22 protein-coding genes are annotated in these 24,665 nt (G+C 69.6%); 11 read left to right on the top strand and 11 right to left on the bottom strand.

What is annotated here, in order from left to right; translation table 11 throughout:
- Positions 1–132: 132 nt before the first annotated feature.
- The 6 genes from OXG55_02550 to OXG55_02575 form a co-directional block, all read right to left on the bottom strand.
- Positions 133–1,356 (bottom strand): FAD-binding oxidoreductase, encoded by a 1,224-nt coding sequence (locus OXG55_02550; GenBank protein ID MCY4102136.1) that lies wholly within the window; start codon positions 1,354–1,356, stop codon positions 133–135.
- Positions 1,357–1,383: 27 nt separating this feature from the next.
- Positions 1,384–5,190, bottom strand: a complete 3,807-nt coding sequence (locus OXG55_02555; protein MCY4102137.1) for a hydantoinase B/oxoprolinase family protein — start codon at positions 5,188–5,190, stop codon at positions 1,384–1,386.
- Between the two features lie 187 nt (positions 5,191–5,377).
- Positions 5,378–6,181 carry an SDR family NAD(P)-dependent oxidoreductase gene (locus tag OXG55_02560; GenBank protein ID MCY4102138.1) on the bottom strand — a complete coding sequence of 268 codons (804 nt, stop codon included), beginning with the start codon at positions 6,179–6,181 and terminating at the stop codon, positions 5,378–5,380.
- Between the two features lie 103 nt (positions 6,182–6,284).
- Positions 6,285–6,719 carry a hypothetical protein gene (locus OXG55_02565; protein ID MCY4102139.1) on the bottom strand — a complete coding sequence of 145 codons (435 nt, stop codon included), beginning with the start codon at positions 6,717–6,719 and terminating at the stop codon, positions 6,285–6,287.
- A gap of 135 nt (positions 6,720–6,854) precedes the next feature.
- On the bottom strand, positions 6,855–7,316 hold the full coding sequence (locus OXG55_02570) for a hypothetical protein (protein MCY4102140.1): 462 nt from the start codon (positions 7,314–7,316) through the stop codon (positions 6,855–6,857).
- Complete coding sequence (locus OXG55_02575; protein MCY4102141.1) at positions 7,313–7,555, bottom strand: AbrB/MazE/SpoVT family DNA-binding domain-containing protein; 243 nt, start codon at positions 7,553–7,555, stop codon at positions 7,313–7,315. Before OXG55_02575 ends, OXG55_02570 begins: the two co-directional genes overlap by 4 nt.
- A gap of 150 nt (positions 7,556–7,705) precedes the next feature.
- On the opposite strand from OXG55_02575, the gene OXG55_02580 reads away from it, so the two are divergent.
- The 3 genes from OXG55_02580 (at position 7,706) to OXG55_02590 (ending at position 9,838) form a co-directional block, all read left to right on the top strand.
- On the top strand, positions 7,706–8,998 hold the full coding sequence (locus OXG55_02580; protein ID MCY4102142.1) for an O-acetylhomoserine aminocarboxypropyltransferase/cysteine synthase: 1,293 nt from the start codon (positions 7,706–7,708) through the stop codon (positions 8,996–8,998).
- Entirely contained in the window at positions 8,991–9,488 is a 498-nt protein-coding gene (locus OXG55_02585; GenBank protein ID MCY4102143.1) for a CoA-binding protein, read from the top strand. Before OXG55_02580 ends, OXG55_02585 begins: the two co-directional genes overlap by 8 nt.
- A gap of 95 nt (positions 9,489–9,583) precedes the next feature.
- The gene (locus tag OXG55_02590; protein ID MCY4102144.1) at positions 9,584–9,838 is read left to right on the top strand and encodes a hypothetical protein; all 255 of its coding nucleotides are present in this window, start codon (positions 9,584–9,586) and stop codon (positions 9,836–9,838) included.
- Positions 9,839–10,017: 179 nt separating this feature from the next.
- Here OXG55_02590 and OXG55_02595 read toward each other — a convergent pair whose 3' ends face one another.
- From OXG55_02595 to OXG55_02610, 4 genes are all read right to left on the bottom strand, one after another.
- Positions 10,018–11,814, bottom strand: a complete 1,797-nt coding sequence (locus OXG55_02595; GenBank protein ID MCY4102145.1) for a hypothetical protein — start codon at positions 11,812–11,814, stop codon at positions 10,018–10,020.
- Positions 11,811–12,287, bottom strand: a complete 477-nt coding sequence (locus OXG55_02600; GenBank protein MCY4102146.1) for a sigma-70 family RNA polymerase sigma factor — start codon at positions 12,285–12,287, stop codon at positions 11,811–11,813. The genes OXG55_02595 and OXG55_02600 overlap by 4 nt, the downstream gene beginning before the upstream one ends.
- Before the next feature lie 199 nt (positions 12,288–12,486).
- On the bottom strand, positions 12,487–14,673 hold the full coding sequence (locus OXG55_02605) for a hypothetical protein (GenBank protein MCY4102147.1): 2,187 nt from the start codon (positions 14,671–14,673) through the stop codon (positions 12,487–12,489).
- Positions 14,670–15,116, bottom strand: a complete 447-nt coding sequence (locus OXG55_02610) for a sigma-70 family RNA polymerase sigma factor (protein MCY4102148.1) — start codon at positions 15,114–15,116, stop codon at positions 14,670–14,672. Before OXG55_02610 ends, OXG55_02605 begins: the two co-directional genes overlap by 4 nt.
- A 502-nt stretch (positions 15,117–15,618) precedes the next feature.
- Here OXG55_02610 and OXG55_02615 point away from each other — a divergent pair.
- The 7 genes from OXG55_02615 (at position 15,619) to OXG55_02645 (ending at position 22,809) form a co-directional block, all read left to right on the top strand.
- Positions 15,619–16,785, top strand: coding sequence for a diaminopropionate ammonia-lyase (locus OXG55_02615; GenBank protein MCY4102149.1), 1,167 nt, complete (start codon positions 15,619–15,621; stop codon positions 16,783–16,785).
- Positions 16,786–16,960: 175 nt separating this feature from the next.
- The gene (locus tag OXG55_02620; GenBank protein MCY4102150.1) at positions 16,961–17,416 is read left to right on the top strand and encodes a hypothetical protein; all 456 of its coding nucleotides are present in this window, start codon (positions 16,961–16,963) and stop codon (positions 17,414–17,416) included.
- Between the two features lie 72 nt (positions 17,417–17,488).
- Positions 17,489–17,896 (top strand): hypothetical protein, encoded by a 408-nt coding sequence (locus OXG55_02625; GenBank protein MCY4102151.1) that lies wholly within the window; start codon positions 17,489–17,491, stop codon positions 17,894–17,896.
- A 307-nt stretch (positions 17,897–18,203) separates the two neighbouring features.
- Positions 18,204–19,256, top strand: a complete 1,053-nt coding sequence (locus OXG55_02630; GenBank protein ID MCY4102152.1) for an ATP-dependent Clp protease proteolytic subunit — start codon at positions 18,204–18,206, stop codon at positions 19,254–19,256.
- A gap of 49 nt (positions 19,257–19,305) precedes the next feature.
- On the top strand, positions 19,306–20,238 hold the full coding sequence (locus OXG55_02635; protein ID MCY4102153.1) for a TIGR03621 family F420-dependent LLM class oxidoreductase: 933 nt from the start codon (positions 19,306–19,308) through the stop codon (positions 20,236–20,238).
- Between the two features lie 104 nt (positions 20,239–20,342).
- Positions 20,343–21,335, top strand: coding sequence for a sterol desaturase family protein (locus OXG55_02640; protein ID MCY4102154.1), 993 nt, complete (start codon positions 20,343–20,345; stop codon positions 21,333–21,335).
- A 133-nt stretch (positions 21,336–21,468) separates the two neighbouring features.
- Positions 21,469–22,809, top strand: a complete 1,341-nt coding sequence (locus OXG55_02645) for an adenylosuccinate lyase family protein (protein ID MCY4102155.1) — start codon at positions 21,469–21,471, stop codon at positions 22,807–22,809.
- A gap of 98 nt (positions 22,810–22,907) precedes the next feature.
- Here OXG55_02645 and OXG55_02650 read toward each other — a convergent pair whose 3' ends face one another.
- Positions 22,908–23,255: a DUF2384 domain-containing protein gene (locus tag OXG55_02650; protein MCY4102156.1), complete on the bottom strand. Its 348-nt coding sequence runs from the start codon at positions 23,253–23,255 to the stop codon at positions 22,908–22,910.
- Positions 23,256–23,393: 138 nt separating this feature from the next.
- Here OXG55_02650 and OXG55_02655 point away from each other — a divergent pair, with 138 nt between their 5' ends.
- Positions 23,394–24,371, top strand: a complete 978-nt coding sequence (locus OXG55_02655) for a sterol desaturase family protein (GenBank protein MCY4102157.1) — start codon at positions 23,394–23,396, stop codon at positions 24,369–24,371.
- Positions 24,372–24,665 lie beyond the last annotated feature (294 nt).

The following is a 24,665-nucleotide window of genomic DNA, read 5'->3' on the forward strand; positions in this document are numbered from 1 at the left end:
GTTTGCAGGTCGGCGCTGAACGGGTATTTCCACATCGGAGCGCGCGGCGTCGCCGCGGCTCGGATGACGGCGGTCTCGGGGAAGGCGCGTCCTGCACCGTCCCCCTCACTGCCGCAATGGCGTCGCCGCGGCTCAGATGATGGCGGTCTCGGGGAAGGGCTCGCCGCGGGCGATGCGGTCGTAGCCGAGAGGGGTGAGGTCGAGGGTGCGGTACTCGCCGTAGGTGATGAGTTCGGAGGCGCCGAGGCCCATGGCGGGGGACTGCTGCACGCCGTGACCGGAGAAACCGTTGATGAAGATGAAGTTGGCGACCTCGGTGTGGGGCCCGATCACGGCGTTGTGGTCGAGGGTGTTGTGGGCGTAGTGCCCCGCCCACTGGCGCAGCACCTTGGCGCGTTCGAAGGCGGGGACGCGGTGTGCCAGCACCGGCCAGATCTGCTCCTCCCAGACGTCGGAGTCCATACTGAAGTCGTCGAAGGCGACGGCCGGGTCGATCTCCGGCGTGGATCCGGCCACGTAGACGGCGCCGTCGCTGCGCACGTGCACGCCGGTCGGGTCGATCGTGAGCGGCAGCGCCCGCGGGAGCGCCTCGGCGGCGTCGAAGACGACGGTATAGCGCTTGCGGGGCTCGACGGGCAGCTCCACGCCGGCCATCCGGGCGGTGGCGGCGGCTCGCGGCCCCGAGGCGTTCACGAGTGTGCCGCAGGCGACGGTCTCGCCACTGGCCAGCTTCACGCCATTGATCCTGCCGTCCGAGCGCTCGATGGCGGTGACCTCGCCGGTCAGGTACTCGACGCCTGCGAGGCGGGCCTTGCGCCGCCACCAGTCGAACATCGTGGCCGAGTCGAACCAGCCCTCGTCCGTGGTGTTGTGGCTGCCGCAGACGATGTCGTCGACGTTGTAGAAGGGGTACTCCGCGGCGATCTCGTCGGGGGACATGATCACCGTCGCGGCGCCCAGGGAGGACTGCAATCGCTGGCTGGCGCGCAGCGTGGCGGCGAAGCTCTCGTCGCCGGCGAGGTACATGTAGCCGAAGTGGCGGGTGGCCAGATGGGGGACCTCGGGGTCGTCGCCCATCCAGCGGCGGAAGTTCCGCACGTAGTCGGCGCTGAACTGGCTGATCCGGATGTTGAGTTCGTTGGAGTACTGCTGGCGCATGCAGCTGTTGGTGCGCGCCGTGGAGGTGAACTCGTAGGACGGGTCGCGCTCCACGACCAGCACGCTGCCGTCGAAATCGTCGTTGGCGGACAGGAACCAGGCCGCCGACGAGCCCATGACGGCGCCGCCGACGATCACGACGTCGTAGGACGACCGCCGGGGCGCAGTGCTCAGCGGCGGGAATGGGGGTGCGTGCACGGCGTGTGTCGTCGGTGGGCGCCGCCCTCAGAGGACATAGCCCTGGAGCCGGTCGTTCGCCTCCGCGGCGGGGTCCCGCTCGGCGGGGTCGCCGAAGCCGCCGCCGCCGGGCAACTCGAGGATGAGCCGCCGGCCCGCGGGTACCGTGTGGCGGCCCTTGGCGGCGAACGGCGTGCCGTCGTCGAGGCAGACCCGCCCGGGGGCGCCGTCGCCGCCGCCGGCCCGGCCACGCGCCGGGTTGTCGACGCGGTCGAACATGGCGGAGAACTCGAACAGGTAGCCGTCGGTCGGACCGATCTCCATGATCTGGCCCAGCCCGCCGCGCCGGCGGCCCGCTCCGCCGCTGCCGGGTCGGATCTCCTTGCGCCAGACCACGATCGGGCCCACCTGCTCGGTGGCCTCGACGCTCATCGTCATCACACCCGACGGGAAGGCGGTGGCGGTCAGCCCGTCGAGGGTGGGGCGGGCGCCGCCTCCGCCGCTGTTGAACATGAGGATCTCGGCGGGGGGCAGCGGCGTGGCCGGGTCGGCGGTGCGGGCGCTGGCCTGGAAGTTCCAGATGGCCCCGGACCCCTCGGCGGGCACCACTCCGGGCAGGGCCTGTGACAGGGCGCCGAGGCAGAGGTCGGTCACGAAGTGGCCGATCACGTGGCGCACCGCGATGGGGGCCGGCTCGGTGGCGTTGAGGATGACGCCCGGCGGCGCGCTCACGGTGAACGGCAGCAGTGACGCGTGGTTGTTGGGCAACTCCGGGGCCAGCGCCACCAGCATCCCGTAGGTGAAGTAAGCCTGGGCGTAGGTGATCGGCACGTTGATGCCGAGCGGGCTTATCGGCGACGTGCCGGCGAAGTCGGCGTGCATGCCCGCGGGTGTCACGGTGAGCGTCACGGCGAGGTCCACCGGCTCGCCGTAGCCGTCCACCCGCATCTCGTTGCGATAGGTGCCCGGCGCCACCCCCGCCAGTGCGCCGAGGGTGGCCTGGCGCGTCCGGTCGAACACGAAACCGGCCACCTCGTCGAGATCGGAGATGCCGAACTCGTCGAACATGTCACCTAGGCGTCGGCGCCCGATCTCGTTGCAGGCCGCCAGGCCGTGCAGATCGCCGATCACGTAGTCGGCGGCGCGCACGTTGTGCCGCACGATGTTGATCAGGTCGCGGTTCAGCCGGCCCTCGTCGGCCCAGCGCATGATGGGGATGCGCAATCCCTCCTCGTACACCTCGCGGGCGTCGGGACCCCAGCCTCGGCCGCCCACGTCGACCACGTGGGCGGTGGAGGCGAAGAAGCCGACGAGGTCGTCGCCGGTGAACACGGGCGTCGTGACGGTGAAATCGTGCAGGTGGCCGGTGCCCTTCCAGGGGTCGTTGGTGACGTAGACGTCGCCCGGCGCGATGCTCTCGGCTCCGATGTCGGCGATGAAGTGTCCGACGGCGGCGGCCATCGTGTTGACGTGGCCGGGCGTGCCGGTCACGGCCTGGGCGATCATGCGGCCCTGGCGGTCGAACACCCCGGCCGAGAGGTCGCCCGCCTCGCGGACCGACGTGGCGAAGGCCGTGCGCACCAGCGTGCGGGCCTGCTCCTCCACGATCGAGATGAGGCGGTTCCACATCACCTGCAGCGGCACTTCGCCCCGCTCGCCGCGGCGGCAGGGGCTCACTGGTGCGGAGCAGGTCGCGGCCGACAGCGGCACCTCGCCCCGCTCGCCGCGGCGGGAGGGGCTCGCCGGTGCGGCGGTCGGCTCGGCGGCCGCCGGGTCGCCGAAGACGGTCCGGCTGCGGGCCGACGCCTCGGAGCGGATGACGAGCGCTCCGTCCGCTGCCACGACGGCGGCGTGGTGCGTTCCCAGCACCGTGGTGGTCTGCTCCTCGACGATCAGCGCCGGTCCCTGTACCTGCTCGCCCGGCACCAGCGCGGCCCGCTCCACGATGCCTGCATCCCGTCGCTCGCCAGTGGCCGGGTCGTGGACCGGCCGGTCCGCCCCCGGCGTCACGGCGGCGCCGCCGATGACGGGGCGCACGGGTTCCGGCGGCGCCCGCCGCGACGCCACGCGCACCGACCAGCTCACCGCCTCGATGGTGAGGTCGTCGATGGCGCTCCCGAAGTGCGCCTCGTAGGCCGCGGTGAAGGCGCCGCCGATCGCCTCGGCGGTGACGTGGCCCGGCGGCAGCACCACGGGGATCTCCCACCCTTGGCCCCGGTAGCGCATCGACGCCTGCCGTTGCACGTCGACCTGCGCGTCGGTGCCCCGCCTGACGAATGCCTCCGCCTCGGCGCTGAGCTGGGCCAGCGTGTCGTTGACCCCCTCGCCGTCGAAGTCCTCCACGGTGGTGTAGAAGCTGCGCGCCGCCTCGTAGGAGAACGGCGCCAGCAGGAACCCGATGGCCGAGCCGACGCCGGCGCCGGGGGGCACCAGCACCTCGCTGAGGCCGAGTTTGTCCATGAGCCGGGTGGCGTGGAGCGGCGCGCCGCCGCCGAAGGCCACCAGCGAGAAGCCGCTGAGATCCTTGCCACCCTCCACGGCGTGGACGCGAGCCGCGTTCGCCATGTTCTCGTCCACCACCTCGGTGACGCCGACCGCGCCCGTGACGGTGTCCAGCCCCAGGGGCGCGGCGATGGCCTGCATGGCCCCGACGGCCAGGCCCGGCGACAGCGAGATGTCCTTGGCCCCGAACGTGTCGGGATGCAGGCGGCCCAGGCAGACGTCGGCGTCGGTCACGGTGGGGTCGTCCCCGCCGAGATCGAAGGCCGCGGGTCCGGGCGCCGAGCCCGCGCTGCGGGGCCCGACGCGGATCTGCCCGAGGGCGTCCACCGCGGCGATGGAGCCGCCCCCCGCGCCGATCTCCAGCATCTCGATTACCGGGATCGAGATCGGCATGCCGCTGCCCTTCTTGAATCTGGCCTCCCGCGCCACCTCGAAGGTGGAGGCGGTGCGCGGCACGTGATCCTCGATGAGGGCGATCTTGGCCGTCGTGCCGCCCATGTCGAACGAGCAGATGCGCCGGCGGCCGTGGCGGGCGGCCAGTTCGGCGGCGAAGACGGCCCCGCCGGCGGGGCCCGACTCCACCAGCCGCACCGGGAACGCCGCGGCCACCTCGACGCTCAGCAGGCCGCCGCCGGAGTGGATGAGGTGCAGCGGGCAGGTTGCGCCGAGCCGGCGGAGTTCGGACTCGAGTCGACGCAGGTACGAGGCCATTTGGGGCTGCACGTAGGCGTTGGCGCAGGCGGTGTTGAAGCGCTCGTACTCGCGCATCCGCGGCGAGACCTCGCTGCTGAGCGACACGGAGATGCCGGGCACGGCGTCCAGCAGCATCTCGCGGAAGCGACGCTCGTGGTCGCCGTTCCGGTAGCTGTGCATGAACCCGACGGCGATGGACTCGTAGCCGCCGTCGGCCAACCGGGCGATGACGGCGCGGGCGCCGGACTCGTCGAAGGGCACCAGCGTCGCACCCCTTGCGTTGAGACGCTCGCTGACCACGTAGCGGTCCTTGCGCTCGATCAGCGGCGCCGGCAGCACGATGTTGAGGTCGTACTGCTCGAAGCGGCTCTCGGTGCGGGTCTCGATCACGTCGCGGAACCCTGCGGTGGTCACCAGGGCGGTGCTCGCACCGGTGCGCTGGATGAGGGCGTTGGTGGCCAGCGTGGTGCCGTGGATGATCTGGGTCACCTCCGCCAGGTCGACGTCGTTGCCGGCCGCCAACTCGGTCACAGCCGCCAGGACTCCCTCCTCCGGGCGGCCGGTCGTCAGCACCTTCGTCGAGACGAACCGCCCGTCGTCGCGTTCCAGCACCACGTCGGTGAAGGTGCCCCCCACGTCGGCCCCGATGCGCAGCGGCACGGTCAGCGACTCCCCGATCGGCAGTGGCCCTCTCGCTGAATCGGGTGGTTGGCTGGTGTCCGGTCGGGGCCGCCGGTGGCCGTCGTCGGGAGCGTCTGGCGAAATCGCTCCGCCGGCCGGCCCCCGGCGTCCCCGCCCTCTCCCGTCATTCCGGCGGAGGCCGGAATCCAGTCCCGCAGCGGCACGGTCAGACCTCCTCGAGCGGGGGGAAGTCCTCCGGCGGCTTGATGTCGACGGTTGCCGAGCGCTGCTGGGCGAGCATTCCGCCGTCCACACGGAGTACGGCACCCGTGATGTAGGCGGCATCGTCCGACGCCAGGAACAGGGCGGCACCGGTCATGTCGGACGGCTCGCCCATGCGCCTGAGTGGGACGTTGTCCCCCCGCAGCGCCCGTGCCTCGTCACTCATCCCGACCGTGTCGATCGTGCCCGGCACGAGGGCGTTGACCCGGATGTTGTACGGCGCCAGATCCAGTGCCATGGCTCGGGTGAGACCCTCGATGCCGCCCTTGGCCGCGTCGTAGGCGGTGAAGCAGCGGTGCGCCTGCGTGGCGCCTCCGGAGCTCATGTTGATGATGCAGCCGCCGCCCTGGCGAGCCATGATGCGCGCGGCCGGGTGCGCCACGAGGAAGTGCCCCGTGAGGTTCACGTTCAGGATGTGCCGCCACCAAGCCTCGTCGGCCTCGAAGAAGTGCAGCATCGGGCCATTGAGTCCGGCGTTGTTGACGAGTACGTCGATCCGGCCGTGTGCAGTCATGACGGCGTCGATCATCGGGTTCACGGCGGCACTGTCGGAGACGTCGGCAGGCACCGCCATGGCAGCGCCACCCGAGTCGCGGATCGACCGCACGACCTCGTCGATGCTGTCCGTGTCGACATCGTTGACCGCAACTTTGGATCCCACACCACCAAACCGCTCGGCGATGGCGCGGCCGATGCCCCGGCCGGCGCCGGTGACGATCACGACCTTGCCTGCCAAGGACTCGTGCACCTGTCGAACCTCCCGGCTGTTCGAATTGCGGCGCCGGCAAGGCACCAGCGCCGCGCACTCGATCGTAGCGACGCCGTACCGGAGTATCCCCGCTGCGGGGCTGTCAGCCGCCGGCCTGTGACTTGGCGGTGCGCAGCAGGTAGCGGCCGACGGTGATGCTCACGATGACGAACAGCACGTCGATGAAGTACCAGAGCAGCAGCCTGATCTCCCAGGGCGGCGTCTCAGCGGCGTCGTACACCTCCCAGCTGAGCCACAGCCGGTAGAAGAGCAGGAAGAGGCACCCGGAGGCGATCAGCATGGTCGTGGCCGCCCAGTCCGGCAGCTTGCCGGTTTCGCGGATCCGCATGAGGCTCACGACGAGCGCAGTCGCCGCGCCAACGGCCATGGCGAAACTCATGGCGTCCCACACGTCGGTGCTCGTCGTCACCTCGTAGGTGGGGGATGCCAAGAACTGCCCCGCCACCGCCAGGCCGAGAAGGACGTGGGCATAGCCGAACAGATGCCTGAGTGCCTTGATGTACATGCGATTGCTCATCTCGCTCGAGCGAAGTCCCCCGCGGGCCCGCGCCGCCCGTGGGAGCAAGATCCGAAGACGAAGACTAATTGTGGGTGGCAGTGAACTGCCAAGCTCGTGCCGTTCGGGCGGCTGGAGTCCGGCAGTGCGGTTCCATCAGAAGTTCTCGTCTGCGGACCGCGTGCGGACTCCGCGCCTCCAGGCGACGATCTCGACGATGCGACTTTCGGCGCGCAGCGCCTCCTCCAGCCGGGGCGCCGGTGCCGACAGGTAGACATCTGCCTGGAGATGGACCGCAGCGGCGAGCACTTCGATGCCCAGTGCATTGAGCCGATGGCGGCGGCTCAAGTGTCCTATCAGCGGCGCCAGGGTCCGAAGGCTTGCAAGCCCGATCCGCTCCGGAAGCTCGAGCAGCGCGCGCAGTGCCGGAGCATGCATGGCTTCGGGCAGGTCGGCGAACGACGTCGATAGTACGCCGGAGGGTCTGCTGGAACCCAGGACGGCCCGGCACAATCGGACGTACCAGTAGCTGGTTGTCCAGACGGCCTCGGAGGGCCGTGGCGGATCGCCGCCGCCGAGCAGTTTGACCAGCAGACGGTCGTCGACGAGTTGGGTCACTCGTTGGCCAGTTCGGGATCCCCGAACCCGCCTCGAGCCGCCTCCCAATCCTGATCGGAAACCGATCCCAGGAGTTCTCGGCGGAGCCTGTCGACGCCACCCGGGACGAGCAGCACCGCCTCACCGATGTCGAGGTAGCCCACGCTGCCGCCTTCTTCAAGCCCCCACCGTCGCCGCGCTGCCGCCGGCAGACTCATCTGCCCCCGCCCCGACACTCGCAGGTCACCCGTGCTCGACATGCCGCCAGCTTACAAGGCGGCTAGGTCGAATGCCTTGTGGCTGCCCACCCATCGTGCTCACCGCTAGTGTCGCCGGCATGCCCGACGCAATCGCCTCCGCGTCCGAGCCCGAGGAGAGTGAGGCCTCCTGTGGATAGGGAGCGGTCGAGCGTGGCGGATCGGGATTGGGGGTTTCGCACGCGGGCGCTGCATGCCGGTGGGCGACCCGATCCGGGGACCGGGGCCCGGACCACGCCGATCTACTACAGCTCTGCCTTCGTCTTCGAGGACACCGATGACGCGGCCGACCTCTTCGCCCTCCAGAAGTACGGCTCCATCTACACGCGCATCTCGAACCCCACCGTCAACGTGTTCGAGGAGCGGATGGCGAACCTAGAGGGAGGCATCGGGGCGGTGGCCACCTCCAGCGGCCAGTCCGCCCAGTTCCTCGGCATCACGTCCCTGGCCGGCGCCGGCGATCACATCGTCTCGGCCGCCGGGCTGTACGGCGGCACGTACATGCAGTTCGACGTGACGCTGCGCCGCCTCGGCATCGACACCACTTTCGTCCGCGGCAGCGATCCCGACGACTTCGCCGCCGCCATCGACGACCGGACCAAGCTGCTCTTCACCGAGATCATCGCCAACCCGGCGGGCGAGATCGCCGACCTGAGCGGCCTCGCCGACGTTGCCCGCGCCCACGGCCTGCCGCTGGTCGTGGACTCGACGTTCGCCACCCCGTACCTCTGCCGGCCCCTGGAGTTCGGCGCCGACATCGTCGTGCACTCAGCCACGAAGTTCCTGTGTGGGCACGGCACCACCATCGCAGGGGTTGTCGCCGAGGCCGGTCGCTTCGACTGGGGGTCGGGGCGGTTCCCGAGCTTCACCGAGCCGGTGGCCGGCTACAACGGGCTGCGCTGGTGGGACAATTTCGGCGAGTACGCCTTCTGCACCCGGCTGCGGGCCGAGCAGATGCGCGACGTGGGCGCCTGCCTCTCGCCCTTCGACGCCTTCTTCCTGCTGTGCGGCCTCGAGACGCTGCCGCTGCGCATGGACGCCCACGTGGCCAACTCCCGCGCCGTCGCCGAATGGCTCGACGCCGACGACCGTGTGGCCTGGGTGCGCTGGGCCGGCCTGCCCGACCACCCCCACCACGAGCGAGCACAGCGGTACCTCCCCAAGGGGCCGGGCGCCATCTTCACCTTCGGCGTCGAGGGTGGCAGGCAGGCAGGCGCCAGATTCATCGAGGCGCTGCAACTCGTGTCCCATCTGGCCAACGTCGGCGACGCCAAGACGCTCGTCATCCACCCGGCCTCCACCACCCACCAGCAGCTCTCCGAGGCCGACCTGGCCGCCACCGGCGTGTCGGCCGACATGGTGCGGCTCTCGGTGGGCCTCGAGGACACAGAGGACATCATCTGGGACCTCGGCCAGGCCCTCGCCGCCGCTGTGGGCCGTGCCTGACTATCCCCCCGTCGAGGGTTGGGCGCCGCCCGACGCCGGCGAGCGCTGGGACATCATCCGCCGCTCGCGCACGGTGGCGGTCGTGGGTGCCTCGGGCGACCGGGCGCGTGCGAGCAACTTCGTCGTGACCTACCTGCTGTCGTCGTCGGTGGACTTCGACGTGTATCTGGTGAACCCCCGCGAGCGGGAGATCCTGGGCCGGACGGTCTACCCCTCGCTGGAGGCCCTGCCCGTGGCACCCGACATCGTCGACGTGTTCCGCCGCTCCGAGGGCCTGTCCGAGGTGGCGGCCGAGGCCATCGCCGTCGGTGCCGGGGTGTTCTGGGCGCAACTCGGTCTGTGGAGCCCCGAGGCCGCCCGGCTCTGCCTGGACGCCGGCCTCGACGTCGTGATGAACCGCTGCCTGAAGATCGAGCACGCCAGATTCTCCGGCGGGCTGACCCTCGCCGGCTTCGACACGGGCGTCATCTCGTCCCGGCGGCGCCTGTGAACTTCCCGAGTGATGTCGGCTGAGGCGCGGCGCGCCGGGTGGATTTTGCCCCCGGTTCAAGTCCGGGGCAGGCTCGTCGCCGGATTGGCGGTGAGATGGGTCGATTCAGACGGGAGGTGTCGGCGGCCGACGCTCCCGAACTGGCCGGGACCGTCGTCGACGTGGCCCCGCGGTGGGTCGCCCTGGTGCTCGACCGCCCCGCCCCCGGCACCGCCTTCCTGGCCGTCGAGGGCGATGGCGAGCACGTCACCGTGTCGATCTGGTCGTACCTCTACGGCCCCGGCGCCGCCGCAGCCGCCCGCGACGACCCTCGCTGGCGCCAGTGGCTGACCGACCGCGCCGCCCCCTGACCGCGACCGCGTCCGCAGACTGCTCCAGTTCGATTGCCAACCCGCCTGTGCATGGCCGACCGAGGAAGGCACGGCGGCAACCGGACGATCATCGGCGAACGCACGAGGACCGCTCGGTGGCGGGTTTGCGCCTCCGATATCGCGCCGCCCGCGCACCCCTACCAGGGTTCGTGGACATGTCACGACGGGACTCGGCCGATGAACCAGCGCGAGCTGTCGACATCCGACCCGTCGAAGACCTCGACACGGGCCAGCACGAAGTCGTCGCCGACGGCGAGTTCGATTCGCACGAGTCCGTCGGCGGTGTCGATGCCGAAGGCGTCGTCGGCGGTCTGCCATCCCCAACCCTCGCCGTCGGCCGACCATCCGATCCAGACGGCGGGCTCGTCGAACGAGTCGAGATCGATACCGGGTCGTGGCCGCGCCGTGGTGACGATTCCGGCGGGGCCCACAGCCAGAATCCTGCCGGGTCCGAGACCGTCGAAGACCGCGACGGGTCTCGGTTGCTCGCCACTGCCGGAGCGCAGGATGCCGTAGGTGAAGTTGACATCTCTGCTGTACCAGGTCGTGCCGCTGCCGTCGTGGGCGGCGTCGAGGTACCCGAAGCCCAGCCGGGTCTCGCTCCACGCGCGGCCGTCCGCAGACGTGACCTCCAGCATCCCATCACGGCCGCTGATGGTGACCGAGAAGCCGTCGGGCGCGCCCATGGCCGAGGTCATCCATCCGGCGTACTCGGCGACCTGCTCGGCGCCGGAGCCCTCGTCCACGAGCAACCGGACTCGATCGGACAGCAGGAATTGAGTTCCTTCACCGCTCCTGGTGTCCGGCGCCGCGCACGGCCACTGTTCGTCGAGCCCCGGAATCAAGTCGTCGTCGGCCACTTCAACCGTCTCGGGGTCAGAGGAGTCGCCGAAGTGGACGACGAGCGTGCCGGCGCCGGCGGAGCGCCATTCGAGGATCGACTCCGTGTCCGGGACGTAGCCGCGTGCGACCAACTGCGCGGGCACATCGAGATAGATGTCGCTCGCAACAACCACGACGATGCGGTCGTCGGACGTCAGTACTGCTCGCACCGACAACCGTTCGAGGCAGGACGGCGGGTCCGGCGCCGAGCCGTCGATGTTGAGCGCCACCTCGGTCCAGGAAGCGCCCTCGTCGTCGGAGAAAAACGCCCGAGGAGGGTGCCCAAGGTCGGAGTTGCCCCCTTCACCCAGCAGCCAGCGGTCCCCCGAGATATCGACGACGTCGGGGGAGACGGCACTGGGCGTGTTGATCGCCGCCCAGTGAGTGCCGTCGGCTGTGACGATGACCTTGTCGATTGGAGTTTCCCAGACGTAGTGCGGGACCATGCCGCGGGCCACGATTCGTCCGTCGCCGACCGACTGCATGCCGTATACGGCCACGAACTCAAGGCTCGTGTCCAAGTCCACCTCGATCCACGTCAGTGTGGGCCCGGTGGACACTTCGTCGGGTGTCGGGGGCTCGGAAGCGGGTGCCGCCGATGCCGGGTCGGCATCCCTCGCTCCATCATCCGGGTCGGTCACGACCGGGTCCTCAGGTCGCTCGTTGTCGCTCGCTCCTTTCTCGCCGGACTCAATTTGTCGGGCGACGGCCAGATCGGAGTCGCCCGTTTCCGCCGCGTCCTGGCTGGCTGAAGAAGCAGGTTCTGCCCCCGCCGGTTCGGCGCGCTCGGGCACCGAGGACGGCGCTCTCACCTGGATGCCGCCGCCGTCGCGGCCGAGCGTGCTCCAGGCGACGAGGCCGCCGGCGATCAGAGCCGCCGCCGCTGTGACGCCCACCAGCGTGTACCGGAGCCTGCGGGCGCTCGCTGCCGCGGCGGCTCGTTCGACGACGCCGCCCACAGGGGGGATGCGGTCCAGAGACTCCGAGCGCCTGCCGATTGCCGCACCCAGGTCGGCGCCGAGGGTCCGATCGTCGCCGTCGGCGTGTCTGTCGATGTGCCGGTTCTGGTTCATCTGTCGATCACCTCCCGCAGTTGCGCGAGTCCTCCCGACAGGAGGCTCTTGACCGTGCCGGGGCGGATGCCCATCGTCTCGGCGATCTCCCGTTCGGACATTGCGCCGTAGTAGCGGAGCACCAGCGCCGTCTTCCTCCTCGTGGGCAGCTGCTCAAGCGCGTCCAGCAGGTAGTCCTGCTCTGCCGGGATCTGCCGTGGCCGGCCCGGTGGGATGCGGCGCCGTACCTCCCGCCTGCGGAGTTCGCTGCGCGCGCCGTTGACGACCGCCGTGCGCAGATATCCGCCCGGGTTGTCGAGCCTGTCCCAATGCTCGAACACTTTGGCGAACGCGTCCTGCGTGATCTCCTCTGCGGACTCGGGGGTGTCCAGGAGCCCGAAGGCGAGTCGCACCATGGACAGATATTCGGCCCGGTAGAACTCCTCGAAGGCGGCGACGGTCACGCGGTCATTCAACACGCTCGCGGGAGCCACGATCCGTCCAGGATCACGATCCGGCGCAGATGCCCGTTGTGAGGCCTCCCATCACCCTTACCGACGCACGACCGGAGCGTTCGGTTCATCGGACTGTCCTGATTCAGCAATCTCTGTTGGGAGGTGAGGTGTGTCGGAACGTGAGCGGGCCCCGCCGTCGGGCGGGGCCCGCGTGGGCATGGGGGAGGGTTGTCGGGGGCTACGGCACTTTAGCGATGAACCAGCGGGCTCTCCAGCTGCTCGGCGGCCCGGACTGAGACTGCTCGGCATCCGGTGACTCGGCCATCGCCATCGCCTCGGCCACATCGAACGAGTTGAACCTAGCGATCACGAAATCCGACCCCACGGCGAGGGAGAACGGCGTGAGCCCCTCCCCTTCGGCCAGGCCGAACGCCTCGGCGGCGTCCTGCCAGCCCCAGCGCTCGCCGTCGGCCGACCAGCCGATCCAGATCGGCGGCATGCCGGTCGGGCCGAACAGTTCGGTGCGGGCGGTCACGAGCCGGTCGGTGTCGGGCACCATGTCCTCCTCGGTGAACCGCACGAGCTCCTCGCCGGTGTCGGGGTCGCTGAAGGCCAGCGAGACGGAACCGTCGTCCTCGGTCACCTCGCGCACGCCGTCGGGAGGTTCGGCGGAGGGCTCCAGCTCTTCGGCGGAGAACTCGTAGACGGCTGTGCCCGCGGCGAGGTCCCGGAGAGAGGCGCCCCCTGAGGCGTTGTCCAGGCGCAGCTCGTAGCCGTCCTTCTCGAAGCTCGTCACCTCGATCAGATCCCGGATGGGGTCGGGCAGCATCCATGCCGAGGTCACCACCCCGGCCGGTCCGGCCGACAGCACCCCCACCGGCTGTAACACGTCGAATACGGCCACCTGCCGCGGCTCGCCGGCGATGTCGCCGCGCCGGATCCGGTAGCCGAGCCAGTGATTCTCGCCCAGCCACACGGTGCCGCCGGGCCCGCGGGCCACTGTGGCGTATGCCTCCTCGGTGGTCCGGATCTCCGACCAGCTGCGCCCGTCGCGTGACGTGAGCCGCCGGACGCCCCCGGTGTCGGTCGCCAGCACCATGGCGAAGCCGTCGCTGGTCGCCACCGCGGACGTGGCCCACCCCTCGTAGTCGGCGACCTGCTCGGTGCCGGAGCCGTCGCCTGCCAGCACGCGGACCCGCCCCGACGCGTAGTCGTCGCAGTCGTGGAGATGCTCGGGCGTGAGCCCTAGTTCGTCCAGCGCCACTTGCAGCGTGTCGCCGTCGGTGCCGTCCCAATCGGAGGGATCGCCGAGGCGGACCGTCAGGACGTCGTCCGTGCGCCTCCATTCGACTGCCGGCGTCCCCTCAGGGATCAGGCCCCGCTCGGCGAGCAGCGCCTCGATGTCCAGGAGTCGGCGCAGGGACACCAGCACGACGACGCGGTCGCCCGAGATCAGCACGTCCTGCACCGCCGACTGTTCGACGCAGTGTGGGGGCAGCCCCGCCTCGGAGCGGATGTCTAGGTTCGGTTCGCTCCAGGACTCGCCGCCGTCGCCGGAGACCAGGACCCGACCGGGATCATCGGCTGCGGTCGATCCTTGCGAAGCGATCGCCCAGCCGTTCCCGTCGACCGACAGGCGGTACGGGAAGACGCCGTCGGGAAGTCCGGCGGCCCTCCAGGTGATGCCGTCGCCGGTGATCGCGACCCGGTCGCCGCTCTCGCCCCGGACGCGGGCGACGATCCGTCCGTCGCCCAGGGCCTGCAGCTCTACGGAGTCCGTCGGTCTGCCGCCGAGGTCTACTGACACCTCGGTCCACTCCAGGGCGGGACCGCTCGAGAGGTCCTCCGGCGCCGGGAAGTTCGACATGCCGCCGGGTTCCGGTGCCGTGTCGGTCTCCGGATCGGTCGGATCCGCCGACGGTGCCTCCGCTCCGGGCGCTTCGGCTCCTCCAGTGTCGGCGGCCGCTCCGGCGGGTTGCGCCGACGCTGCCTCCGGTCCGGCGGGCTCGGCTGGTCCGGCGTTGGCTGGTCCGGCGTTGGCGGCAGGTCCGCGTCCGGCGGGTGCGGTCTCAGCGGGTCCGCCGCCGCTGGCAGGTCCGGCGTCCTCTGCCCGGCCGCCGTCGGCGGGCGTCTGCTCCGCCGGTTCGGCCGCGGTCGGCCCGGTCACCACCCGTTCGCCGTCGCTGCCCAGCGTGTTCCAGGCCGCCAGGCCGGCGGCGATGAGGGCCGCTGCGGCGGCGATGCTCACCGCCCCGTGCCGGACCCGCCTGGCCTTCGCACGGGCTGCGGCCCGCTCGGCGATGTTGGTCACCGGCGGTGGAGCAATCGGGGAGTCGGTCTCCCTGGCGACGGCTTCGCCGAGGGCGGCACCGAGCGCTTCTTTGCCGTCACCGGGTCGCCGGCCGTTTTGCCGGTCGTCGTTCATGGCTCGATCACCTCCCGCAGCTCCGCCAACCCTCGCGACACCAGGCTCTTGACCGTGCCGGGGCGGACGCCCATGGTCTCGGCAGTCTCCCGCTCGGACAGGCCGGCGTAGAAGCGCAGCACCAGGGCCGTCTTCCGCTTGGGTGCGAGCCGGTCGAGGGCGTCGAGGAGGTAGTCCCGCTCCGGCGGCGCCTGCCGGGGTTGCCCCAAGCCGATCCGGCGCCGGACCTCCCGCCTACGGAGTTCGCTGCGGGCGCCGTTGACCACCGCGGTGCGCAGGTAGCCGCCCGGGGACTCCAGCCGGCCCCAGCGCTCGAACACGCGGGCGAAGGCGTCCTGAGCGATCTCCTCGGCGGACTCGGTGGCGTCGACCAACCCGCGGGCGAGCCGCACCATGGGCGCGTACTCGGTCCGGTAGAACTCATCGAAATCGACGGCGATCACGCGACCATCCAACACCCTCGGCGGGGCGGTTGCGTGTTCACCGCTGATGGCGAGGGATACTCCCATCACCCGTGACGACGCCCGAGGCGCCCGATCGGTTCCCGAACGCAGTGTCGCTGCGGATCAGGTCGCCGCTGACGGCGAGGAATAACTCCCATCGCCTCCAACGACGCCCGAAGCCTCCGATCGGTTCCCGGATGCTGCGTCGTAGCGGCGGATCGAGTCGGCAGTCGACGGCGAGGGATACTCCCGTTGCCTCCCACGTCGCCCGAGGCGCCCGATCGGTTCCGCGATTCCGGACCGGGGCAGCGGTTCGAGCTGGCTGCGGCATCGTCGCTCGTCGCCGATCGATGCGTTCCAATCGTCGAGAGCCGCGGCTTGCGGTCCAATGGCGACCGCTCCGCCCTCCTGCCGCACAGACCCCCACGACCGGTGCCGAGGCCGCGAAAGCACGCGGATCCGCCAGACTGGTGCGGTACCGCACGCTCAACGAGGAGCCGTGATGTCTGTGCTGGTCACTCCCAACCCCCTGCGCGAGGAACGAGACTGGCCCCCGGCGCCGCCCGAGATCGCCGGATTCCATCGCCGCATGCCGGCCTACTCGCCGACACTCCTGCTGGACGCCCCCGACCTGGCCGAACAGCTGGGCGTGGGTCGCCTGCTCGTCAAGGCGGAGACCCGCCGCATGGGCCTGCCGTCATTCAAGATCCTGGGCGCCTCCTGGGCCACCTACCAGGCCATCTGCGAACACGTCGGTGCCCCGCCGGCCCGCTGGGGGAACATCAACGAGCTGGCGGCCCGGCTGGCCTACCTGCGCCCGCTGCAGTTGTGCACCGCCACTGACGGCAACCACGGCCGGGCGGTGGCCTTCATGGCCCGGCTGCTGGGCTTCGACGCCCAGATCTTCGTTCCTGCGGGGATGGCGGCCGCCCGCATCGAAGCCATGGAGTGGGAGGGCGCCAAGGTCACGATGGTTGCCGGCGACTACGACGACGCCGTTGCCCGCTCCGCGCAGGAGGCCGGCGAGCGCTGCATCGTGGTGTCCGACACCTCCTGGCCGGGCTACGAGACCATCCCCGCCCAGGTGATCGAGGGCTACACCACCATCTTCGCCGAAGTGGACGAGGCCATTGCCGCAAGCGGCCTCGAGCAACCCGAGCTGGTGGTGGTGCCGATGGGCGTCGGGGCGTTCATGTCGGCCGCGGTGACGCACTACCGGTCCGGCGACCACCGGCCGGTGCTGGTGGGCACCGAGCCGAGCGACGCCAACTGCGTGCAGGCTTCGGCCCTAGCCGGAGACATCACGCACGTCCCCGGCCCGCACCGCTCGATCATGGTCGGACTCAACTGCGGCCAGCCGTCGCCGGTGGCGTGGCCCCGCCTGGCCGCCGGGGTGGACTGGTTCACCTCCGTGGATGACGACGCGGCCCGACAGGCCATGCGCGACCTTGCCGACGCCGCCGTCGTGGCTGGCGAGACCGGCGCCGCCTCCCTGGCCGGACTGGTAGCACTGCTGGCCGACCCCGCCGCCCGGGAGGCGCTCGGCGACCTGTCGGGCACGTGCGTGATGGTGACGGTCACCGAGGGCGCCACCGACCCCGACGCCTACGAGCGGATCGTGGGCCGCAGCCACGACACCGTCGGCCGAGTCCTCACCGCCATGCGCTGACCCCCGAGGGCGCTCCACCCACCCCGACGGCCGACTCGCTCGCTCTCCTGTCATTCCGGCGGGCTCCTCGAATGTCATTCCGGCGGAGGAATCCAGGAGCCCATCGACCCGTCGGTGCCCACCGGTAGCGTGATAGTGGACCGCAGCGGTTCATCCCGCAAAAAGGAGGTTGAGTGTGCCACTGTTCGAGGTTTGTGGCGACGAACTCGTGCCATGCCGGCGTGTCAAGGCCGGAGCGGGCCTGTACGAGAACGAGATCGAAGGGTTGCTCTGGCACAACCTCGAGGCTTTCGTCGGCTATCCGCTATTCCCGGCCGCTCGTCAGCCGAGCGTCGCGGGTGGATTGCGTCCAGACCTCCTTGCGTTGGACATCGAGGGCCATGTCCACGTCATCGAGGTGAAGCGGCACGTCGATCGGACTCAACTCGCTCAGTCCCTGGAATACGCCGGTTGGGCGCGGGACCTCAGCCTCGACGATCTCGCGGGCATGCACCAAGGTGGGCCGGAGACCTTCTTCGCAGCGTGGTCTGAGTTCACCGATACTGATGCGCCTCGGCGCATCCACGGGCCGCCGCGAGTGGTGCTCGTCGCGGGCGAATTCGACAGTCGAACCGATGGCGCGATCGAGTAACTGGCAGAACTCGATCGCTCGATCGCTGTGCTACGCGTTTCGGTCTACGAGGATCAGCACCGGCGTCGCTTCGTGGATGTCGAAGCCGACCACGACCCCATGGTTGCTAGGGCTGACGGACCCGGAGATGGCGCGGAGCTTGCTCGAAGGGGGGGTAGAGAGCGCAAGACTCCCGCTCGATACGAGATCGGCGGGCGTCGGGTTATGGTCGGCGACTTGCTCCACGCGGACTTGCTCGAGCCCGGTGCCGCGTTGACCTGGAACAAGCCCCGATCGGGAGTGACGTACCGTGCGACGGTGCTCTCCGACGCCGCTATCTGCTTGGAGGACGGCCGAGAGTTCTCGACACCGTCCCGAGCTGCCGACGAAGCAGCCGGAATTCAGGGCTTCGACGGCTGGACGGCATGGCGCGTCGCAGACGGCCGTTCGCTTGCCGATCTGCGGCAGCAGCTTCTGGAGCAGCAGTCTCAGTCTCCTTGATGCGACCTCTTGGCCCGTGGGTCTGGATGCCGGCCCGGGCGAGTTATAGTCTCGAACTTGAGTTGGGAGGTTGTCCGTGATGAGTGCTTCTCGATCGGCGAGGCCAGTGCAGATGAGTCCGGAGACGGGCAGCGACCCCCTCCAAGCTCTCGACGCCCCCCTGCCTGGCGTTGCGGAAGCGATCGAGTTGTATGAGGCAGCCATGCGCCACTACGCGCCGGCAGCGGCGTATACGGAACGCGTATCCAGGGTCTCCTCGACGAGCGCAGCGCTCGCAGCCGACTTCCCCGGCTAGGACCGCCCTCCGATGGGCACTTGGGGTGAAATCGAGAAAGAACTCCTGAGTAGGCGGCTGCCGAACGGAACTCCGGACTTCGATGGAGTGCGTCGTGGCTACCTCAAGCGGCTGGCGGAATACACGCAGCGCTCAACCATCGTCTACGAGGCAGACGGCTTCAGTCCATCGCCAGGAGTAATGCCAGCGGATGTCGCTATCGGGCTGGATCCAGATGTCGGCGCATTCATGGAGGTCGTGCACGGATTGCCGAAGTCCACACCCGTCGATCTCATTCTGCATTCCCCCGGGGGGACTGCTGAAGCAGCAGAAGCGATAGTCGACTATCTGCGCGGTCGGTTTCCGGGGCTGCGAGTCCTTGTACCTGTCGCAGCGATGTCCGCTGCGACGATGGTGGCGATGGCAGCGGACGAGATCGTAATGGGCGCCCATTCCCAACTCGGCCCGATCGATCCTCAGATCTCGATCGCCACACCAGAGGGTCCGCGCTCGGCACCGGCAGCGGCCATACGGCAGCAGTTCGAGGAGGCCCGCCGCGATCTCGCGGCACATCCGGAGCACACTGCGGCGTGGTTGCCGATCCTGCGGAGCATGGCACCTGCTCTGCTCCAGATCTGCGAAGACGCCGAGAGACTTGCCAAGTCGATGGTGACCGAGTGGCTTGCGCGGTTCATGTTCGCCAAGCAGCCCGATCCGCATGCAGCGGCGCAGGGCGTTGCTGACGCTCTGACTGACTATGGACACTTCATGAGTCACGGCCGCCGTCTCGGAGTGAGCAGGCTGAAGGGCTTGGGGCTGAACATCACCGACCTCGAGTCAGACCCAACCTTGCAGGACTTGGTGCTGAGCGTTCACCACGCGGTCAACCACACGATGAACCACACAGGTGTTGTGAAGATCGTGGAGAACCACCTCGGGAAGGCGTTCATACATCGGGTAGGAGTCGTGCCGGTCACGGTGCCACCGGGCCTGGCAGACCAGCCGCCCGCTTCACCGGATCTTCCGCAGGGAGGGAACCGGCAGCAGCGCCGCGCCGCGGAGAGGAAGCAAAGGAAGAAGTCGTGATACCGACGCCACGAGCTGCTGAGTTGTTGAGGCCGGACCAGGAGCAGCCATGACACGCCCATTCCGGTTCGGCCTCACTCTGGAGAGGACCAGCAATCAGGACCAGATAGCCGAGCAGGCGCGCCGGGCCGAGGAGTTGGGCTACTCGTGCATGGTGATGACCGATCATCTGGACGCCCGGAACGGGCCTCTCGTGACGATCACCACGGCGGCGCTGGCCACTTCGACGCTGCGGGTCGGCACGCTGGTGCTCTGCAACGACTACCGCCATCCCGTCGTCTTGGCGAAGGAACTCGCCACCCTCGACAGGATCTCCGGCGGCCGGCTGGAGATCGGCATCGGAGCCGGCTGGATGACCACCGACTACGAGCAGGCCGGACTCCCGAAGGATCGGCCGGGAGTGCGCATCGAGCGCTTGGCGGAGGCCGTTTCGGTCATGGAAGGCTGCTTCGGCGACGGGCCGTTCGACTTCGCCGGGGAGCACTACACCATCGGCGGCCTGGACGCCGGCCCCACGCCCGTACAGCGTCCGCGCCCGCCGCTGCTGATGGCCGGCGGCGGCCCGAGGATGCTGATGCTGGCGGCGCAGCGAGCCGACATCGTGGCGGTCAACGTGAACCTGCGCAGCGGCGTGATGAGCGAGAGCGTGGCGGCCAACGCCACGGCCGAGGCGACCGACGAGAAGGTGGCGCTCGTGCGCGAAGTCGCCGGGGAACGCTTCGCCGGCATCGAACTCAGCGTCGGCGTGTTCATCGCCAGCATCGTCGACGACCGCCACGGCTTCGCCGCCGATCTGGCGCCCGGCTTCGGGCTCACCGTCGAGCAGGCCCTCGGCTCACCACACGCCCTCTTCGGCACCGTCGACGAGTGCATCGCCGCCCTCGAGGAGCGCCGCGAGCGCTGGGGCGTCTCCTACGTGACCATCCCCGCCGAGACGGCCGCGGATTTCGCCCCCGTCGTCGAACACCTCACCGGCCGCTAGCGCTGGATCTTCCGCCGGTCGGCGGAGTCCGGTACCGTTGATTCGCCTGCAGGCGACGGGCGCCTGCTGGGCGGAATCAGTTGCCGCCAGTCGGGAAAGAGCAAATGGCCAGGACCGAGGGCTACGTGCCGGACGGCATCCCGATGGAGCCGCCCAGGTTCCTGACGCGGCCGTCGGACTCGCTGAGGGCGATCAGCAAGCTGACCAAGCTGATGCTCTGGCCCTACGGGTTGTTCTACATCGGGCTGTCGGTGGTGGTCTGGAACTACTTCACGCCTGCGTTGGCCCGCATGCAGCGCTTCGAGATCGGCTGGGTGGCGGAGATCTATGTGCGCAACCTGGTGATGGTGGCGGTATGGGTGAGCGTCATCCACTTCTGGCTCTACGTGCGCCGAGCGCAGGGTATGCGGTTCAAGTACGACGACCGATGGCTCAGCACCACCGCCCGCCGCTTCATGTGGCGCAACCAGGCGTGGGACAACGCCTTCTGGACGCTGGTCAGTGCGCCCGTCTTCTGGACCTTCTGGGAGGCGCTGCTCTACTGGTGCTACGCCAACGACTACGTCCCGCACGCCCGCTGGAGCGACGGGGCGGGCTGGGTCGTCTACCTGGTGGTGATGACGGTCTTCTCGTTCTGGCTTGTGGCCGGCTACTTCTACGTGACCCACCGGTTCCTGCACACCGGGCCCATGTACCGGTGGGCGCACTACCTGCACCACAAGAATGTCAACACCGGGCCGTGGTCGGGCCTGTCGATGCACCCCATCGAGCACCTGCTCTACTTCTCCACGCCGGTGTTCTTCCTGTTCATCCCCGCCAACCCGTTCATCATCATCGTCACGCAGATCTTCACCGGCCTCGCCCCGTCGCTCGGTCACTCCAACTTCGACCGCATCGTGACCGTCGGCGACCGCACCCTGCCTGCCGGCGACTACTTCCACGACCTGCACCACAAGTACTTCGAGTGCAACTACGGCACGCCGGTGGTCCCGGTCGACGCCTGGGTGGGCACCTGGCACGACGGCTCCCCCGAGGCCCACGAACGCATGCGAGCCCGCCGCGAGGCCGCCGGACACCTCGCCCGCAAGGGCGACTGACCACACCTGGCCGGCGCCGGTGTCGGGCCGACCGGTCCGGCGCACCCGTGGCCGCCACTCGGGCAGCTCCTACGCTCGGGGATGTGACCCACCCGATCTCATCGCTGCCGTTGCCGGCCGGCAGGCGGGCGGCGTGGCCATAGATCTGCCCCTGCTGGGTGTCTTCGGCGAGGCGCGGTTCGTGGAGGCTTTCGCCGCGGATCGGACCATCGGGGCCTGGCTCGATGTGGAGGTGGCGCTGGCACGGGCGCAGGCCGAAGCCGGCGTGATCCCCGAGTCGGCAGCCGAGACGATCCGGGCAGAACTCGCATCGGTCGAGATCGATCACGAGCAACTGGAGGAGGGAACCCGGCTCGTCGGGTACCCGATCCTGCCGCTGTTGCAGCAACTCGGCCGGACCCATCCCGAGGTGGCCGCCTGGCTGCACTTCGGTGCCACCACGCAGGACATCATGGATACGGCGCTGGTGCTCCAACTGCGCGACGCCTGTAGGGACATCGCCCACGCCGGCGTCGAGCTGGGCGACACCCTGGCGGCGCTCGCAGAGTCACACCGGGTCACGCCGATGGCCGGCCGGACCCACGGTCAGCAGGCCGTGCCGATCACCTTCGGCATGAAGGTGTCCGGCTGGCTGGAGGAGATCGCCCGCTCGCTGGTACACCTGGGCGAGGCACGGGCGGCCGCCGAGGTGGTCCAGCTGTACGGGGCGGCGGGCACGTCGGCGGCCTACGGACCCCTCGGCGCTGCCACGCGCCGTCGCACCGCGGAGATCCTGGGTCTGGGTTGCGATGACGTGCCGTGGCACAGCGTCCGGGACCGCCTCGCGCAGGTCGCCGGCAGCCTGGGTGTGTTGGCCGCGGCGACGAGCCGGATCGCTCTGGAGGTCATCGACCTGGCCCGCAGCGAGATCGCCGAGGTCCGGGAGGGCGGCGGCCGGCTGGCCGGTGCGTCCTCCACGATGCCCCAGAAGGCCAACCCCATCCTCTCCGAGACCATCGTGGGGCTCAGCGGGATGGCCTGCGCGCTTGCCGCCGTGCCGCTGCGCGCCATGACCGGTCGCCACGAGCGGTCGGCGGGGGAGTGGCAGATGGAGTGGGACTCGCTGCCGCTGCTCGTTGCGTACACCGGCAGCTCGCTGGCACGCTGCGGCGATCTGCTCGCCGGGCTGCACGTGGACCGCGCACGGATGGCCGCCAACCTGGAGATCGACGGGGGCCTGATCATGGCCGAGGCGCTCATGATCCGCCTCGCCCCGCTGCTGGGGCGCCAAGAGGCCCACGACGCTGTCTACGACCTGTCCGCGGCCGCTCGGACCTCCGGCGTGCCCCTGGCCGAGGCTGCCCGGTCGTTCCTCGGCGACCGGGGTCCGGCGGATCAGGTGGACCTCGAACCGGACAGCTACCTGGGCGAGGCCGAGGCGATCGTGGCTGCCGCCGTCGAGCGCTGGAGGACCGTGCGCCGCCCGCAGCTATGAGGCACGGCACCCGCCTGTACCTCAAGGTTCCGGCGGGCACCGGCGGCGTCGGCGTCACGTTCTCCCGACGGCGGGCGCGCCGACCGCGCCCGATCAGGTCACTCGATGGCGGCCTCCACGGCGGCATCCGCCAGAGCCCCCAGCAAGTCGATCACTGCGAAGGCCTTGCCTTCGGAGATCGCGTCGAGCGGCCTCATGCCTTCGAGTTCGGGCTGGGGCGACCGCAACCAGGTTCGCGCCTCGCGGTCGGGCATCGCCTTGCGGGTGAGATCCACGACGGCGCGCAGCTCGAGGAGCCGTTCCTCCACGTCGCGACGGACGGTGGCGCCTCGATAGCGCCAGCGGACGACGTTGCGCTTGCTGGTCCGGGTGACCTGCGCGAGGTCTCCAACGGTCAGCACGCCCCCGGCGCACACGTTGTCCAGCAGCGATCTGATCGTCGTCATCGTTGCGGTCCTCCTCTGTGCATCGGCCTGTCCCCGCATCGGCCTGTCCCCGGAGCCATACGTTGGCACAATTCGGGTGGGCGAGGGGCGGCTGGTACGCTCCCGCGCGCCGCGGATCGGCTGAGGGGGACGTTGGCCATGGAGCGGATCGCGGGGTACGAACCGGCGGAAGCCATCCCGATGCAGCCGCCCACGCTGCGGGGCGGCCCCAAGAAGGCGCTGCAGACCATCCGGAACCTCGTCTGGATGACGATGTGGCCCTACGGCTTCATCTACGCCGGCCTGGCGGCGCTGGTGTGGAACGTCTTCACCCCCGCCATGGAGCGCATGGAGCGGTTCTCCATCGGCTGGATCGCCGAGATCTATCTGCGCAACGTGGTGCTGCTGCTGGTCTCGGCGGGGGGTCTGCACCTCTGGCTCTACGTGCGCCGGGCCCAGGGCAAGAACTACAAGTACGACCGCCGCTGGTTGAGCAGCAAGAGCCGCCGCTTCCTCTGGGGCAGCCAGACGCGGGACAACATGTTCTGGGCGCTCACCAGCGGCGCATTCTTCTGGACCGCCTACGAGGCGCTGCTGCTGTGGGCGTACGCCAACAACCACATCGCCCGGGTGGATTGGGGTGACGGGCCGGGTTGGGTCGTCTACCTGCTTGCAATGACGGTCGTGCCGTTCTTCCTGGTCACCGGCTGGTTCTACGTGACCCATAGGCTGCTGCACACCCGTCCCCTGTACCGCTGGGCGCACTACCTGCACCACAAGAACGTGAACACCGGACCGTGGTCGGGCCTCTCCATGCACCCCCTGGAGCACCTGCTCTACTTCTCCACGGTGCTGTTCTTCATGCTCATACCAGTGAGCCCCTTCGTTGTCATCCTGACGAATCTCTTCACCGCCATGGACCCGGCGCGCGGTCACTGCGGCTTCGACCGCTTCGAGATCGGCTACGGCCGCACCATGCCCGCGGGCACTTACTACCACGACCTGCACCACAAGTACTTCGAGTGCAACTACGGCCTGCAGGTGATTCCCATCGACGCCTGGATGGGCACCTGGCACGACGGCTCGCCCGAGGCCCACGAACGCATGCGGGCCCGCCTGGAGGCCGTCCGGCGCTGACCGGGAACGCCGCCGATCCCTAGTCTGCTGATCGAGTGCTTGCGCGGCGGACGCTGGAAAGTCCGCGACGCCGGCTTCGGCCGCGAGCGTGATCGACATGTCCTGCTGGATCCGGGCGATGTCGACCGACAATTCGGGGTCGGAGAACGCGATAGATGACACCTGCCCGTTGTCGACGATGTGGGTTCGGTGGACTCGCCGCCAGAGGCTCTCGCTGCCTTCGAGCGGCTCACGAGTGATCAGCTGGTCGCCTGCTGCATGCGAGAGATCTGGTCTCGCAGCAACTCCCATGTG

It is taken from the genome of bacterium, from assembly GCA_026708055.1.
Lineage (GTDB): Bacteria > Actinomycetota > Acidimicrobiia > Acidimicrobiales > CATQHL01 > VXNF01.

What these genes read in the sequence shown, in the direction of transcription:
- OXG55_02565 (MCY4102139.1), bottom strand. Translation starts at nt 6,719, where the DNA reads ATGAGCAATCGCATGTACATCAAGGCACTCAGGCATCTGTTCGGCTAT.
- OXG55_02575 (MCY4102141.1), bottom strand. Translation starts at nt 7,555, where the DNA reads ATGTCGAGCACGGGTGACCTGCGAGTGTCGGGGCGGGGGCAGATGAGT.
- OXG55_02590 (MCY4102144.1), top strand. Translation starts at nt 9,584, where the DNA reads ATGGGTCGATTCAGACGGGAGGTGTCGGCGGCCGACGCTCCCGAACTG.
- OXG55_02595 (MCY4102145.1), bottom strand. Translation starts at nt 11,814, where the DNA reads ATGAACCAGAACCGGCACATCGACAGACACGCCGACGGCGACGATCGG.
- OXG55_02605 (MCY4102147.1), bottom strand. Translation starts at nt 14,673, where the DNA reads ATGAACGACGACCGGCAAAACGGCCGGCGACCCGGTGACGGCAAAGAA.
- OXG55_02615 (MCY4102149.1), top strand. Translation starts at nt 15,619, where the DNA reads ATGTCTGTGCTGGTCACTCCCAACCCCCTGCGCGAGGAACGAGACTGG.
- OXG55_02630 (MCY4102152.1), top strand. Translation starts at nt 18,204, where the DNA reads ATGGGCACTTGGGGTGAAATCGAGAAAGAACTCCTGAGTAGGCGGCTG.
- OXG55_02635 (MCY4102153.1), top strand. Translation starts at nt 19,306, where the DNA reads ATGACACGCCCATTCCGGTTCGGCCTCACTCTGGAGAGGACCAGCAAT.
- OXG55_02640 (MCY4102154.1), top strand. Translation starts at nt 20,343, where the DNA reads ATGGCCAGGACCGAGGGCTACGTGCCGGACGGCATCCCGATGGAGCCG.
- OXG55_02650 (MCY4102156.1), bottom strand. Translation starts at nt 23,255, where the DNA reads ATGACGACGATCAGATCGCTGCTGGACAACGTGTGCGCCGGGGGCGTG.
- OXG55_02655 (MCY4102157.1), top strand. Translation starts at nt 23,394, where the DNA reads ATGGAGCGGATCGCGGGGTACGAACCGGCGGAAGCCATCCCGATGCAG.